Here is a 14,389-nt window from a genome sequence, read left to right on the forward strand (position 1 = left end):
GTGTGCGTTGTTGCGGATACTGCCTGACGGCTTATTTGCTTGTGACGGAATTCTGGTACGACGCCAGCAGGCGGATAAAGCCCGCTTGCGCCCGTTCGATGCTGCCCGGCACGCGCAGGAAGCGCGCGTCGTGATGCAGGGCCAGGATCAGGCCATACATCTCGTACACCAGCTGCTGGGCGTCCGTATCCGCTTTCAGGTCGCCCGTGGCGATCGATTGCTCGACACAGCGCAGCAGCGCGCCCTGCCAGGCCCGCACCATGGCCACGAGGGCCTCGCGGATGGGACCGGGACGGTCGTCATACTCGACGGCGCCGCTGATATAGATGCAGCCGGAAGCGATTTCCACGCTGACCCGCTTGACCCAGCGCGCAAACATCGATTGCAGGCGCTGGATGCCGCGTGGTTCCTTCATGCTGGGGAAAAAGACTTCTTGCTCGAAACGATAGTGGTAGAGCTTCAGCACTTCCATCTGCAAGTCTTCGCGCGAGCCAAAGTGGGCAAACACGCCCGACTTGCTCATGTTCATTTTGTCCGCAAGCAACCCGATGGTCAGGCCTTCCAGTCCGTCGCGGCTGGACAGGTCCAGCGCCACGTCGAGGATGGCTGCACGGGTCAGTTCGCCCTTGCGCATGAATTTGACTGAAGTATTCAAGAGGTCCGTTCTCAAAGTGAGGTTGCCGATCTGGCGGACGGAAGCGAGGGTAAAAAAAAGCACGCCTCGAAAAAATCCGAACGCTCGTACTATTATCCACTACCACGTAAAAGTCAAACGGGAACTTTAGAGCCGGCGTTCTATTGGTGCGGCGCAGCATTTTTTTGCCGCGTGTTTGTAGCGATTTCAGGCAGGCAAAAGCGTCGCGCGCCCTTGCCGCCTGGGTAGCAGCGCGCCTCAGTCGAGGTCGCCTGCCTTGCTCAATTGACGGCGGTCGCGCTTGGTCGGCCGCCCCTTGATGGTGCTGCCCGGCTCGCGGAACAGCTTGCGGTCCTCGGCCAGCTGCTCGCGGCGGGCGATGCTGGCCGGCGTTTCCGCATACAGCAGGCGCGCCACGGGCGCCGCGCCGCGCTTGTCGGACAGGCCCAGCACAGCCACTTCCCATGTCTCCGCGCCATTGTCGATGGCCAGCTCGTCGCCCACGCGCACGCTGCGCGCCGGTTTCACGCGCTCGCCGCCCACTTTGACCTTGCCCGTATCGACGGCTTCGCTGGCCAGCGAACGCGTCTTGAAGAAGCGCGCCGCCCACAGCCATTTGTCCAGCCTTACCGTTGTCATCTCGCTCATGCGTACTTGCCTACTGAAAAAATGCGCATCACCAGCCGGTACGCGAGGAACGCGGCTTCATAGCCGATGCGCCGGAAGCGGCCGATGTGCTTGAAATCGTCCTGGTGAATGACGATGCCGTCGGCCACGCCCTGCTCGATATGCTGGCGCAAGCTTTGCGCGAAAGCCACGTCCTTGATCACCACATTCGCTTCCTGGTTCAGGAACAGGCTCAGCGCGTCAATATTGCTGGAGCCCACCGTCGCCCAGTCGTCATCGACGACGGCCACCTTGGCGTGCAATTGCGTCTTGCGGTATTCGACGATTTTCACGCCGGCGGCCAGCAGTTTCGGATAAAACGAATGCGCCACGGCATCCTGCATGCGGAACTCGCCCACGCCGATCAACAAGACCACGTCGACGCCCCGCTGGGCCGCCTGGGCCAGCGCGTGGCGCAGCTTGTGTCCGGGCGCGAAATACGGGTTGGCCAGCATCACGCTTTTCCTCGCCTGGCCCAGCGCCTGCAGGTAGGCGCGCTGGATGGTGCGGCGGTTGCGCAGGTTGTCGCGCACGACAAAGCCGGCCACGACGGGGTTCTTCGCCAGCTCCTTGCTGACGACGCGCATCTTGCGGTACAGCTTGATACGCCGCACCAGATTCATCTTGCCCAAGCGCGCCCACTGCGCCTGTACCTCTTCGTGGATGGCGTCGACCAGCGGGCCCTTCACCTGCACGGCGAAATCCCAGCGCGGCGCTTCCAGGCTGATGTTGTGGTCGTAGTCGCAAAACATGTCGTCGTTGATATTGATGCCGCCCACCAGGGCGATCTCGCCATCGGCCACACAGATCTTGCGGTGCGTGCGCGTGATGCCGCGCCGGAACCACGGGTTGAAGATGCGGTGGTGCACGCCGGCCGCTTCCAGTTGCGCATGCATGGCATTGACCCGGCGGTTGCCCGTGCCGAACCAGTCCGTGATCATGCACACGAGCACGCCGCGCGCGGCGGCACGCTTGAGCGCGTCGAGCACCAGGGTGCCTGTGGCGTCGTCGGCAAAGATATACGTTTCGAAATAGACTTCCGAGTGCGCGCCGTCGATGGCGGCGATCAGCGCAGGAAAGTAATCGGTGCCGCAATACAGCAGCTTGATGTCGTTGTGGGCGATGAAATTGACTGTACGCATGCCGGCAGTCTACGCGAGTTTCAAGGCAGCAACTATCGGCGCGTGGTCCGACAGTTTTGCCCACAGGGTGCCATGCATCACTTGCGCGCCTTCCACGTGGAAACCGCGCACATAGATGCGGTCCAGGCGGAACCACGGCAAGGCGGCGGGAAAGGTACGCGCCGGCACGGGGATCGGCGTTTTCGTCTGGCGCCGCGCCAGGGTGCGCACCAGGTCGCCCAGGGCCGAGTTCGACGCGCGCTGGTCGAATACCTCGACCACGCCCAGCGCATTGCGCAGCTTGTCGCTGAGCGTGTTGCGCCAGTCGTTGAAATCGCCGGCAATGATGACGGGTTCGCCATCCGGCGCCGATTCCATCACGGCGTCGATCAGCGCCTGCGTCTGGCGGCCCCGTCCCGACTCGAACAGGCCCAGGTGGACGACATAGCAGTGCACGTCGGCCTGCGGCGTCTTGAGCACGCAATGCAGGATGCCGCGCTGCTCGTAGGCATGGTCGGAGACGTCATGGTTGGTTTGCGAGGCGATGGGAAACTTGCTGAGCAAGGCGTTGCCATGGTGGCCGTGATCGTACACGGCATTCATGCCATACGCGGAATGGTGCTCGGCGCCGGCAAAGAACTCGTGCTGCGACGCTTCAGGCCAATGCTTGTGGCCGTTTTTCTCGGCGCCATAGCGGGCCGCATTGCGGTCGTGCTTGCCTTGCACTTCCTGCAAAAAGACGACATCGGCATGGAACAGGGCGATCGCCTGTTTTAAAGCATGCACGCGGGGCAAGCCCCGCACGGAGGAGACACCTTTGTGAATATTATAAGTTGCTACGCGGATTTTCATGCATTGATTCTACTCCCAGACAGGCCCCGCGCGGCGCCAGCGTAGGTGCGCGTGCGCACCCAAGTCCCACTTTATCTGCCTGCCATCACGTGCAGCAAGCTATCGATGGCACTGATGCTGCCCACCACCATGCCGATCACCCACACGCCCTTCACCAGACTGGGTGCGCTGCTCCAGCTGAAGGCGCCACGTCCGCCGGCAAAGCAACGGGGATGCAGGAGAAATCCCAGCATCAGCAAGGGCAAGCCCGCCTGCGGCAAGCGGGCGGGCGGCTGATCGGAAAAACACACGGCATACAGGGCGCCAACGATCCAGGACAGGAATATGGCGCCCAAGAGACGCTGCTGAAAAGAAAGTTGAGACCAGTTCAGCATGAAAACCTTTCGTCATGAAGTGGAATTACCATTAAAGCAATAATACCATATGACAATTATTTGAACACTTAAGCCAGCATGCGTCCCACGCCCGCCGTCACGCTGACGAGCAGCGCGGTAATGCCGGCCGCCCAGACGATCTTGACCAGCAACGGCGCGCCGCGCCAGGCCACCGTGCGCTTGCCCTTGGCAAACGCGCCCGGATGCAGCAGCCAGCCGATCGCCATCAGCGGCATGCCGATCGGCGGCGTGCGGCCGGGCACGGTGGAGCCAAACAGCAGGAAGATAAAGCACAGGCAGAAAACGATGCCCAGGGTGCCCAGCAGTTTTTGCTGCGCAGTCAAATGTAACCAGTTCAACATGAAATGCTTTCTAGGGAAATCAAATGGGACGCGCCAGGCCCGTCATGGCCGGCAATTGCAGAATCGCTTCCGCGTTGGACGACGAGAAACAACGGTCGGCCGCCGCCAGGTACGGCAGCCACGCGTATTGCAAGTGTTCGCGCGGGCTCAGGGTGATGGCGATATCGCGCGGCACTTGCACGCTGAACACGTGTTCCGTGTTGCGCGTCACGCCGGGCGCATAGCGGTGGCGCCAGATCGGATAGATCTCGTACACGTTCGACAAGTTCCAGTCGCGCAGCACGATATCGTGTCCATCGGCGACGATGCCGGTTTCCTCGGCCAGTTCGCGCGCGGCCGTCTGCGGCAGCGGTTCATCGACGGCATCGACGGAACCCGTCACCGATTGCCAGAAGCCGGGCTGGCCCGCGCGTTCGATGAGCAAGACGTCAAGGTCAGCCGTATGAATGACGACCAGCACGGAAACAGGGATTTTATGAGTCATATCAACAATGAAAAAGGCGCCACGACAGCGCCTTTTTTTGCATAGTGGATCAAACAGCGGCCGCCGGGGCAGCCGCATGCTTCATTACACTACTTTAGGCTCGGCGCTGCGCAAACGGATGTGCAGTTCACGCAATTGCTTCTCGTCCACTTCCGACGGCGCATGCGTCAGCAAGTCTTGCGCGCGCTGGGTTTTCGGGAAGGCGATCACGTCGCGGATCGATTCGGAACCCGTCATCATGGTCACGATACGGTCCAGGCCGAATGCCAGGCCGCCATGCGGTGGCGCGCCGTATTGCAGGGCGTCGAGCAGGAAGCCGAACTTCAGCTGCGCTTCTTCGGCATCGATCTTCAACGCGCGGAACACTTTCGACTGCACTTCTTCGCGGTGGATACGGATCGAACCGCCGCCCAGTTCCCAGCCGTTCAAGACCATGTCGTAGGCCTTGGCGATGCAGGCGCCCGGATCGCTTTCCAGCATGTCTTCATGGCCGTCTTTCGGCGCCGTGAATGGATGGTGGGTCGCCGTCCAGCGGTCCGCTTCTTCATCGTGCTCGAACATCGGGAAGTCGACCACCCACAATGGCTTCCACACGTCTTCGAACAGGCCGGCTTTCTTGCCGAACTCGCTGTGACCGATTTTCACGCGCAGCGCGCCGATGGCGTCGTTGACGACTTTCGCCTTGTCCGCGCCGAAGAAGATCAGGTCGCCGTCTTGCGCACCGGTCTGCTCGAGGATCGTGGCCAGCACGTCGGCCGGCAGGAACTTGACGATCGGCGACTGCAAGCCTTCAGGACCCTTGGCTTTCTCGTTGACCTTGATGTAGGCCAGGCCCTTGGCGCCGTAGATGGCGACGAACTGGGTGTAGGCATCGATTTCCGAACGGGGCATGCTGCCGCCTTGCGGTACGCGCAGGGCCACCACGCGGCCGCCTTTCATGTTGGCGGCGCCGTTGAAGACCTTGAATTCGACCGACTTCATGACTTCCGTCAAGTCCGTGAAGGCCAGCTTGACGCGCATGTCCGGCTTGTCGGAACCGTACAGGCCCATCGCTTCGGCGAAATCCATCACCGGGAACGGGTTCGGCAGGTCGATGTCCAGGGTGTTCTTGAAGACGACGCGGATCATGTCTTCGAACAGGTCGCGGATTTCCTGTTCCGTCAGGAACGAGGTTTCGCAATCGATCTGCGTGAATTCAGGCTGGCGGTCAGCGCGCAAGTCTTCGTCGCGGAAGCACTTGGTGATCTGGTAGTAACGGTCGAAGTTAGCAACCATCAACAGTTGCTTGAACAACTGTGGCGATTGCGGCAAGGCGAAGAAGCTGCCCGCGTTGACGCGCGACGGCACCAGGTAATCGCGCGCGCCTTCTGGCGTCGACTTGGTCAGCATCGGCGTTTCGATGTCGATGAAGCCCAGCGCGTCGAGGTACTTGCGCACTTCCATCGTCACCTTGTAGCGCAGGCGCAGATTGTTTTGCATTTGCGGGCGGCGCAGGTCCAGCACGCGGTGCGTCAAACGCGTCGTTTCCGACAGGTTGTCGTCGTCCAGCTGGAACGGCACGGGCACGGAAGGGTTCAGCACTTCCAGTTCCGAGCAGACCACTTCGATCTTGCCCGACTTCAGGTTGTTGTTGATCGTGCCTTCGATACGGTTGGTCACGACGCCCGTCACGCGCAGGCAGAATTCGTTGCGCACGGCTTCGGCGACCTTGAACATTTCCGCTTGTTCCGGGTTGCAAACGATTTGCACCAGGCCTTCACGGTCGCGCAAGTCGATGAAAATCAGGCTGCCGTGGTCGCGGCGGCGATGTACCCAGCCGCACAGGCTGACGGTTTGTCCCAGCATGGCTTCGGTAACGAGGCCGCAATATTCAGTACGCATAGACATAAAATTCTCAGTTCAGGTTAGTGAGTGTTCAATCCGGCCACGTCCCGCATGGGACGCCTGCCTTTATTCTTTGGCTGCCGGGGCCGGTACAGCAACAACTTCCGCAGGCGCCACCACGCCCATCGAGACGATATATTTGAGCGCCGCATCGACGCTCATGTCGAGTTCGACGACATCGCTGCGCTTCATCATCAGGAAAAAGCCCGATGTCGGGTTCGGCGTCGTCGGCACGTACACGCTGACAAAATCGCCCACCAGGTGGTTCGCCGCATCGCCGCCCGGCACGCCCGTCAGGAAAGCGATGGTCCACGAGTTCTGATGCGGATATGGCACCAGCACGGCCTTGCGGAACGCATTGCCCGACGGGGAAAACAGGGTATCGGACACTTGCTTGACGCTCGAATACAGGGAATTGACGATGGGTATGCGTTGCAGCAATTTTTCCCACAGCTTCACCACGTAATTGCCGACCAGGTTATTCGTCAGCAAGCCCGTGAAGAACACGATCAGTACCGTCAATACCGTGCCCAGGCCGGGAATGGTGCTCAGCGCGGGAACCTTGTGGCCGAACCAGACGCTGGGCTGCGTACTGCCGGGCACCAGCAACAGCGACTGGTCCATCGTGCTGATCACCAGATTCAGGACCCAGGCCGTAATGGCCAGGGGCACCAAAATCAGTAATCCGGTAATAAAGTATTTACGCATCGGTTTCTCGGTAATGGATCGTATCGGCGCGGCGCGCTCTCAGTCCGCTTTCGGCGCGGTTGCAGCCGGGGCGGGCGCAGGTGCGGCAGCAGGCGCGCTGTCGGCGGCCGGGGCAGGCTTGGCGTTATCGGCCGGGCCCGTCGGAATGGCCGTGGTGGGCGCCGTGCCGCCGCGGAAATCGGTCGCGTACCAGCCAGTGCCCTTCAATTGGAAACCGGCGGCCGTCAATTGTTTCTTGAAACTGGGCTTGCCGCACGACAGGCACACCGTCAGTACTGGATCGGAGATCTTTTGCAAGACATCCTTGGCAAAACCACACTCGTCACAACGGTAAGCGTAAATCGGCATCTCTACTCCGAGAAAATCATCAAAAACCCTGAATTATAAAGCTTTTCCTTTGCCATCAACGGAAATTGACCGGTCCGCCTCAGTCCGCCCGGCGGCGCCAGCTCATCCAGCGCTCCTTGCCGGCGAAGACGGCGATGGAATCAGCGACGGCTTCATCGGCCAGGCAGTCGAAATGCGGGGCCAGCAATTCCTGCAGTTTCTCCTTTGAAATACCAAATGGCGGTCCCTTGGCATTATCGTCAAAGAAAAAGTAACCGGCCAGCATGGCGCCCGGCGCCAACAGCTGCGCCCAGCGGGCGGCCACTTGCGGCCACATGGCGCGCGGCATGGCACAGAGGAAAGCCCGCTCGTAGATCAGGTCCAACGGCGCTGTGGGCTGCCAGGCGAAGAAATCGGCTTCCACCACCTGCCCTGCCCGCTCGCCCAGCTGGGCACGCGCGGCGGCCACGGCAGCCGGCGAAAAGTCGATGGCCGTGGCATCCCAGCCGTGATCGAGCATGAAAACCAGCTCATAGGCCGAGCCGCAGCCGGGAATCAGGCAGCGCAGCGGCGCCGGGCTGCCCGCGACGAAGCTGCGCAGGCGCGTGGGCACGCCGCCGTGATCCCAGGGCGTGAATTGCTTTTCGAAACGTTCGTCCCAGAAGGCGGGCGAGAGCGGGTCGCGGGTTTGGAAGTCAGCCATCACTTACGTCCTCAGCCTTTAAAACGGCAGTTGATGCCAGCGCATGAACACTTGCAAGCCCAGCGCGCCGAGGGCGAAGGCGCCCACGAAGTACACGATAAAGCTCAGCAAGCGGTTCGTCTGGCGTTGTTCCGCCAGCAAGGTTTTCATCAGTTCCACATCGTTTTCACGCGGCTCGCCATGCACGGTCAAGGCCTGGTGCAGCAAGCGCGGCAGTTGCGGGAAGATGTGCGCATAACGGGGCGCCTCGGCGCGCAAGCGCTCCATGAAGCCTTGCGGACCCACCTGGTTGCTCATCCATTTTTCCAGGTAGGGCTTGGCCGTTTGCCACAGGTCCAGTTCCGGATCCAGCTGGCGGCCCAGTCCTTCGATATTGAGCAGGGTCTTTTGCAGCAGCACCAGTTGCGGCTGCACTTCCACGTTGAAGCGGCGCGAAGTCTGGAACAGGCGCAGCAAAACTTGCCCAAAAGAAATATCCTTCAGCGGCCGGTCGAAGATCGGTTCACAGCAGGCGCGCACGGCCGCTTCCAGCTCATCGACGCGCGTGTCTTTCGGCGCCCAGCCCGATTCGATGTGCGCCTCGGCCACACGCTTGTAGTCGCGGCGGAAGAAGGCGAGGAAGTTTTGCGACAAATAATCCTTGTCGTAGTCGTTCAAGGTTCCCACGATGCCAAAGTCGAGCGCGATGTAGCGGCCGAACGACTCGGGCGCGATCGACACGAGAATATTGCCCGGATGCATGTCCGCATGGAAAAAGCCGTCGCGGAACACTTGCGTGAAGAAAATCTCCACGCCATCGCTGGACAGTTTGCGCAAATCCACGCCGGCCGCCACCAGGCGCTCCGTCTGCGACACGGGAATGCCGACCATGCGCTCCATGACGATGACGCTGCTGGAACAGTAATCCCAGTGCATTTCCGGCACCAGCAGCAAGTCCGAGTTGGCGAAGTTGCGGCGCAGCTGGCTGGCGTTGGCCGCTTCGCGCATCAGGTCCAGCTCGTCGTGCAGATATTTGTCGAACTCGCCCACTACCTCTTTCGGTTTCAAACGCTTGCTGTCGGCCCACAGGCGGCTGGTCCAGTCGGCGGCGATATGCATCAGGGCCACATCCTCATCGATCAGCTTTTTCATGCCCGGGCGCAAGACCTTCACGGCCACTTCGCGGCCATCTTTCAGGGTAGCGAAGTGCACCTGGGCAATCGAGGCGGACGCCACCGGTTCGCGCTCGAAGTGGGCAAACAACTGATCCGGGTGCGCGCCGAGCGACTTGGTGATTTGCGCGATGGCCAGGTCGGAATCAAACGGCGGCACGCGGTCTTGCAGGCGCGCCAGTTCTTCGGCGATGTCGAGCGGCATGAGGTCGCGCCGGGTCGACAGCACCTGGCCGAATTTGACGAAAATCGGGCCCAGCTCTTCCAGCGCCAGGCGCAGGCGCAAGCCCCGTGGCGACGACAGGTCGCGCCAGAAAATCAGGGTGTCGATCAATTTGGCGGTGCGGGGAACTTGCAGACCAGAAATCGCTATCTCATCCAGACCGTACTTGATGGAAACACGGATGATTTTAAACAGGCGCAGGAATTTCAATATCATGTAGACAAATCCGGTGAGGAAGACTGCGGCTGGACGGCGGCGGCCGCCTTTTCCAGCCGGGCAAGGCGCTTGGCCAGGCGTTCGACGTCATCGCGCACGCGCGTCACGCCAGCGGAATACTCTTGCAAGGTGGAAGGACGAATCAGCATGGGCTGTTCGTCGAGAAAATATTCGGCCACGTTTTCCGCCAGCTTTTGCTGGCCCGTGCGCACAAAGGCGGCCGCATCCTTCGCGCCGGCAACGAGACGCGTGGCCAGCACGGGCCCGACCACCTTTTCCAGGTCGTGCTCGGCTTCCCAGCGCAAACCCTTGCTCAATTGCGAAATCGCATTGGCAAACTCGGCATCGCCTTCGATCTTGACGTAGGAAAACGCCCGCTCGCGGTTTTGCAGGATCAGCGGCACGTCGGACAATTTCACGCGGATGGTGACGTTGGCCGGCATGTCGGACGGCGCCGTACCGGGAGCCGCTTCCAGCATGCCGGCGCTGTCGACGCGCAGGCGCAGGGCCACGGCGCCCGTGTCGATGCAAGCCAGCTTGCCGGCGTGCACGGCCAGCTGCTGGCGCGCCCACGGCTCTTGCGCCAGCAAGTGGTTGATGGTTGCAATGACGGGCGTCATCAGGGAAAGGTCGGAAAGTGGTGCCATCTATATACAGCGCGCCAGGCGCGCCCCTAAAAAGAAAAAACCGCCCGTAAAACAACGTGGGCGGTTTCGATCTTACCAGTTCAGCAGGCAATATCTGTTAAGCATCATGCATTCCGCATGGACTTAAGCCAATATTCAGCAAGTTTTTGCAATTAATTCAATTGCTGGATGCCTGCCAGGACCCAGCCGCTATTGCCGCTGACGGGTTTCGACATATTCCACACTTCCGCGAACGGTTCCGCTGCCGCGCCCGGCGCCGAACGGATCAGGCCCACAAACTTCACGCTGGCCAGGTAATCGTTGACGCTCGTCTCGATACCCAGCAGTTCGGCATCGATGGTCACGACGTCCGTAAAGTCCGGCTGCGCACCCCGCTCCTGGATCTGCATGCGCAATTCCGCATACACTTCCGGCGACGTGAATTCGCGGATATCGTTGACGTCGGCCTTGTCCCAGGCCGCTTGCAGGCGAATGAAATTGCTTTTCGCGTGGCGCAGGAAGGCATCCTTGTCGAAGTCGCTTGGTACGCCCCATGGCGCGGCAGCCGGCACCGGTTTGTCCAGGCCTACGCCGGACGAGACAGGCTGCAGCGGCGGCAGCGGTGGAATGCGCGAACCGATGTCAGGCACGTTGCCCGCTGGCGCAGGCTGGTTGCCGAAGCCGGCGAACGGCGCATTGCCGCTGCTGTTGCCAGCACGCTTGCCGCGCACCATGCGGTAGATGAAGAAGACCACGCCAGCGAGCAAAGCCACCATCAGCAAGGTGCTGATCATGCTGGCCAGGGCGCCGCCCAGGCCGAAGTGCGACAGCAGCGCGCCCAGACCCAGACCCAGCAAGGCGCCGCCCAGCAAGCCCTTCCAGCGGCTCGGTGCCTTGGCGGCAGGCGCCGGCGCGGGAGCCGGCGCCGGTTGCGCCTGGCGTGGCGCGGCGGCCGGTGCCGGCGCTGGGGCCGGTGCGGGCGCCTGGCGGCTCACGTTCTGCGACTGACGACCTATCGAACGGCCACCGCCCATGGGACGGGCCAGCGCCTCGCCCAGCATGGATACCGTGGTCGCGGCCAGCATCATGCCGACCATAAATTTCTTCAATTTCATTCCATCTCCTAAAATCACCAACGTTGATGCATTACATCTTGATACCGGTGTGCAAAGCGGCAATGCCTGCCGTCAAATTGTAGTACTGCACGCGCTCCAGGCCCGCCGTTTCCATCATGCTCTTCAGGGTTTCCTGGTCCGGGTGCATGCGGATCGATTCTGCCAGGTAGCGATAGCTTTCCGCGTCACCGGCGATTTTCTGCCCGAACCACGGCAAGACCGAGAACGAATACAGGTCGTACGGCTTTTGCAGGGGAGCGGCCACCTTGGAAAACTCCAGCACCAGCAGCTTGCCGCCCGGTTTCAGCACGCGGCGCATTTCCGCCAGCGCCACATCCTTGTGCGTCATGTTGCGCAAGCCAAAGGCCACGCTGACACGGTCGAAATAGTTATCGGGGAATGGCAGTTTCTCCGCGTCACACAACATGGTGGGGGTGAGCAAGCCGCGATTCAAGAGGCGGTCGCGGCCCACGCGCAACATCGATTCATTGATATCGGTCAGCCAGACTTCGCCGGTAGGGCCCGCCTGCTTGGCGAATGCCTTCGACAGGTCGCCCGTGCCGCCGGCAATGTCGAGCACTTTGAAACCGGGGCGCACGCCCGCGTTGGCAATGGTGAACGTCTTCCACAGACGGTGCAGCCCGCCCGACATCAAGTCGTTCATCACGTCGTATTTGGCAGCGACGGAATGGAACACCTTGGCGACTTCGCGCACTTTGTCGTCTTCTGCAACTGTTTTGTATCCGAAATGGGTCGTATTGGTCATGGTAGGCAGTCTGTTTGAACTTGGGAGCATTATACAAGCGGCAGGCGCATTTCCCCGTGACGCCGGAGAAGGTATTGCCTTTCCACTGCATTCTCAGCCAGCATGGCCGCCCGCGCATACGCCGCCAGCGCCCCCGGCCGGTCGCCCTGGCGGCGCAGCAAGTCGGCCCGGGCCGCATGCAGATAATGCGATAGCGCCAGGCTGGGCACGGCTTCCAGGCGATCGAGCCACGCCAGCCCGTGTGCGGCGCCATGCGCCATGGCGCAGGCGATCACGGCATTGAGCAAGATCAACGGTTCCGGCTTGTGCCGCAGCAAAGCGCCGTACAGGGCGCTGATCTGGCGCCAGTCCGTCTGGCTGGCCGTGGGCGCTTTGGCGTGCAAGGCGGCGATCGCCGCCTGCAGCTGGTATGGCCCTGGCGCGCGCGCTGGCAAGGCCAGTTCCAGCACGGCCAGACCCTCGGCAATCAAGTCCCCCTGCCACAGGCGCCGGTCCTGCTCTTCCAGGGTCAGCAAATGCCCCTCGTGCGACAGACGGGCCGGGCCGCGTGACGCCTGCAGCAGCATCAGGGCCAATACGCCCTGCACTTCGGGCTGGCCCGGCTGCAGGCTGTCGAGCAGACGCCCCAGGCGCAGCGCCTCGGCGCACAGGTCCGCACGCAGCAGGGTGTCGCCGCCGCTGGCGCAATAGCCTTCGCTGAACACCAGGTAAATCACGTGCAGCACCTGCGCCAGCCGTTGCTGCAATTCTTGCTCCGGCGGCAACTCGAAGGGGATGCGCGCTTCCGCGATCTTGCGCTTGGCGCGCAATAGCCGCTGCGACAGGGCCGCTTCCGCCACGCCGAAGGCGCGCGCGATCTCGCCCGTGGACAGCCCACACAGGGTGCGCAGGGCCAGCGCCACCTGCGCCTCGGGCGCCAGCGCAGGGTGGCAGCAGATGAACAGCAGGCGCAGGCGGTCGTCCTCGATGGGCGGCGCTTCCACCGCCACGGCCGCAGTCAGGCTGGCTAGCCGGGCCTCGGCATCGCTGACGCTCTTGCCCGCCCGGCGCACGTGATCGAGGCCCGCGTTGCGCGCAACGGCACTGAGCCAGGCGGCGGGATTATCGGGGATGCCCGTGCGCGGCCACAGTTCCAGCGCCTTGCGGCACGCTTCCTGCAGCACGTCTTCCGCCAGGCCCAGGTCGCCGAAACGCCGCATCAGGCCGGCCAGCACCCTGCCCCTTTCCTGGCGAAAGACGTGCTCGACGGCCGCAATGGCGTCGCCGGCCATGTTTATGCCGTGACAGGCCGCACTTCGATGGTGCCCAGCGAGGCCACCGGGCAGCGCCCGGCCCAGGCCAGCGCCTCGTCCAGATTGGCGCAGTCGAGCAGATAGTAGCCGCCCAGCTGTTCCTTGGTTTCCGCGAACGGTCCATCCGTGATGACGGGCTTGCCACTGCGCACCCGCACGCTGGTGGCACTGCCCACGGGCGCCAGCTCGGCGCCCCCGCGCAGCACGCCGGCCGCCTCCAGCGCCTGCGTATAGCTGGCAAAGTCGGCCATCAGGCTGGCCATCTGCTCGTCTGGCATGGCGGCATAGCGCGCCTCGTCGGCGTAGATCAGGATCATGTATTCCATAGTCTCTTCTCCAAAAGAAAAATGCCCGCAAGCGCGGGCATTCATACGACGAATGGGGCGGCGGCAATCCGACAAGCTTACCGCATTATTTTTTCAGCTTAATGCTTATGCCCGCAGCTCGGTCCATGCACATGGCCGCCGGACGACTGCTTGACCGTCATGTCGGCCTTGGCGTCGCGGCCGCTGTCGCCGGGATAGCCGGCTGCCGCCAGCTGGTCCAGGTAGGCTTGCCACAGCTTGTCTTTTTCCGCGCCCAGCTTGTACAAGTATGCCCAGGTGTACAGGCCGGAATTATGGCCATCGCTGAAGGTGGGCTGCACGGCGTAGTTGCCGACCGGCTCCAGGCCCGTGATGCCGACCAGGCGCTTGCCTAATTGCAAGGTTTCCTGGCCCTTGCCATGGCCCTGCACTTCAGCCGATGGCGAGTACACGCGCAGGTATTCGAACGGCAGCGCAAATTCGCTGCCATCGTCGAAAGCCACGTCGAGCACGCGCGACTGGTTATGCACGGTCAAGCCGGTCGGTTGCGGGGTTGCTGCTTTTTCAGTCATGACGATAC

The 14,389-nt window shown here is 62.0% G+C and carries 18 protein-coding genes; all 18 read right to left on the reverse strand.

The features are described from left to right. Window positions 1-31 precede the first annotated feature (31 nt). The 18 genes from IGS55_RS17905 to IGS55_RS17990 all read right to left on the reverse strand — a co-directional run bounded on the left by IGS55_RS17905 (window position 32) and on the right by IGS55_RS17990 (window position 14,381). Window positions 32-634 carry a TetR/AcrR family transcriptional regulator gene (locus tag IGS55_RS17905; protein WP_034753385.1) on the reverse strand — a complete coding sequence of 201 codons (603 nt, stop codon included), beginning with the start codon at window positions 632-634 and terminating at the stop codon, window positions 32-34. 258 nt (window positions 635-892) lie between these two features. After that, window positions 893-1,282, reverse strand: coding sequence for an RNA-binding S4 domain-containing protein (locus IGS55_RS17910; RefSeq protein WP_230516724.1), 390 nt, complete (start codon window positions 1,280-1,282; stop codon window positions 893-895). Further along, window positions 1,279-2,442 carry a cardiolipin synthase ClsB gene (gene clsB, locus IGS55_RS17915; RefSeq protein ID WP_230516725.1) on the reverse strand — a complete coding sequence of 388 codons (1,164 nt, stop codon included), beginning with the start codon at window positions 2,440-2,442 and terminating at the stop codon, window positions 1,279-1,281. The genes IGS55_RS17910 and clsB overlap by 4 nt, the downstream gene beginning before the upstream one ends. Window positions 2,443-2,451: 9 nt before the next feature. Continuing rightward, window positions 2,452-3,273: an endonuclease/exonuclease/phosphatase family protein gene (locus IGS55_RS17920; protein WP_034753381.1), complete on the reverse strand. Its 822-nt coding sequence runs from the start codon at window positions 3,271-3,273 to the stop codon at window positions 2,452-2,454. Window positions 3,274-3,344: 71 nt separating this feature from the next. Beyond that, a complete protein-coding gene (locus IGS55_RS17925; RefSeq protein WP_230516726.1) occupies window positions 3,345-3,608 on the reverse strand; it encodes a hypothetical protein in 264 nt (87 codons plus the stop codon). A gap of 107 nt (window positions 3,609-3,715) precedes the next feature. Continuing rightward, window positions 3,716-4,009: a hypothetical protein gene (locus IGS55_RS17930; RefSeq protein ID WP_230516727.1), complete on the reverse strand. Its 294-nt coding sequence runs from the start codon at window positions 4,007-4,009 to the stop codon at window positions 3,716-3,718. 19 nt (window positions 4,010-4,028) lie between these two features. Further along, window positions 4,029-4,493, reverse strand: a complete 465-nt coding sequence (gene nudB, locus IGS55_RS17935; protein WP_230516728.1) for a dihydroneopterin triphosphate diphosphatase — start codon at window positions 4,491-4,493, stop codon at window positions 4,029-4,031. Window positions 4,494-4,577: 84 nt separating this feature from the next. Beyond that, window positions 4,578-6,374 carry an aspartate--tRNA ligase gene (aspS, locus tag IGS55_RS17940; RefSeq protein ID WP_035824170.1) on the reverse strand — a complete coding sequence of 599 codons (1,797 nt, stop codon included), beginning with the start codon at window positions 6,372-6,374 and terminating at the stop codon, window positions 4,578-4,580. 69 nt (window positions 6,375-6,443) lie between these two features. Then, window positions 6,444-7,085, reverse strand: a complete 642-nt coding sequence (locus IGS55_RS17945) for a DUF502 domain-containing protein (protein WP_034753372.1) — start codon at window positions 7,083-7,085, stop codon at window positions 6,444-6,446. Between the two features lie 39 nt (window positions 7,086-7,124). Further along, window positions 7,125-7,433, reverse strand: coding sequence for an FmdB family zinc ribbon protein (locus IGS55_RS17950; RefSeq protein ID WP_046682127.1), 309 nt, complete (start codon window positions 7,431-7,433; stop codon window positions 7,125-7,127). Window positions 7,434-7,512: 79 nt separating this feature from the next. Next, window positions 7,513-8,115 carry a methyltransferase gene (locus IGS55_RS17955; RefSeq protein WP_230516729.1) on the reverse strand — a complete coding sequence of 201 codons (603 nt, stop codon included), beginning with the start codon at window positions 8,113-8,115 and terminating at the stop codon, window positions 7,513-7,515. Between the two features lie 18 nt (window positions 8,116-8,133). Beyond that, window positions 8,134-9,705, reverse strand: a complete 1,572-nt coding sequence (gene ubiB / locus IGS55_RS17960; RefSeq protein WP_128141126.1) for a ubiquinone biosynthesis regulatory protein kinase UbiB — start codon at window positions 9,703-9,705, stop codon at window positions 8,134-8,136. After that, on the reverse strand, window positions 9,702-10,352 hold the full coding sequence (locus IGS55_RS17965; RefSeq protein WP_230516730.1) for a ubiquinone biosynthesis accessory factor UbiJ: 651 nt from the start codon (window positions 10,350-10,352) through the stop codon (window positions 9,702-9,704). Before IGS55_RS17965 ends, ubiB begins: the two co-directional genes overlap by 4 nt. 152 nt (window positions 10,353-10,504) lie before the next feature. After that, window positions 10,505-11,446: a Tim44 domain-containing protein gene (locus IGS55_RS17970; RefSeq protein ID WP_230516731.1), complete on the reverse strand. Its 942-nt coding sequence runs from the start codon at window positions 11,444-11,446 to the stop codon at window positions 10,505-10,507. Between the two features lie 31 nt (window positions 11,447-11,477). Beyond that, window positions 11,478-12,212: a bifunctional demethylmenaquinone methyltransferase/2-methoxy-6-polyprenyl-1,4-benzoquinol methylase UbiE gene (ubiE, locus tag IGS55_RS17975; protein ID WP_230516732.1), complete on the reverse strand. Its 735-nt coding sequence runs from the start codon at window positions 12,210-12,212 to the stop codon at window positions 11,478-11,480. A 29-nt stretch (window positions 12,213-12,241) separates the two neighbouring features. Further along, the gene (locus IGS55_RS17980) at window positions 12,242-13,483 is read right to left on the reverse strand and encodes an RNA polymerase sigma factor (protein ID WP_230516733.1); all 1,242 of its coding nucleotides are present in this window, start codon (window positions 13,481-13,483) and stop codon (window positions 12,242-12,244) included. A 2-nt stretch (window positions 13,484-13,485) separates the two neighbouring features. Beyond that, on the reverse strand, window positions 13,486-13,830 hold the full coding sequence (locus IGS55_RS17985) for a YciI family protein (protein ID WP_230516734.1): 345 nt from the start codon (window positions 13,828-13,830) through the stop codon (window positions 13,486-13,488). Window positions 13,831-13,928: 98 nt separating this feature from the next. After that, window positions 13,929-14,381 (reverse strand): gamma-butyrobetaine hydroxylase-like domain-containing protein, encoded by a 453-nt coding sequence (locus IGS55_RS17990; protein ID WP_230516735.1) that lies wholly within the window; start codon window positions 14,379-14,381, stop codon window positions 13,929-13,931. Between the last annotated feature and the right edge of the window lie 8 nt (window positions 14,382-14,389).

Origin of the sequence: Janthinobacterium sp. EB271-G4-3-2, from assembly GCF_020858035.1 — a bacterium.
Classification (GTDB): Bacteria; Pseudomonadota; Gammaproteobacteria; order Burkholderiales; family Burkholderiaceae_D; genus Janthinobacterium; species Janthinobacterium aestuarii.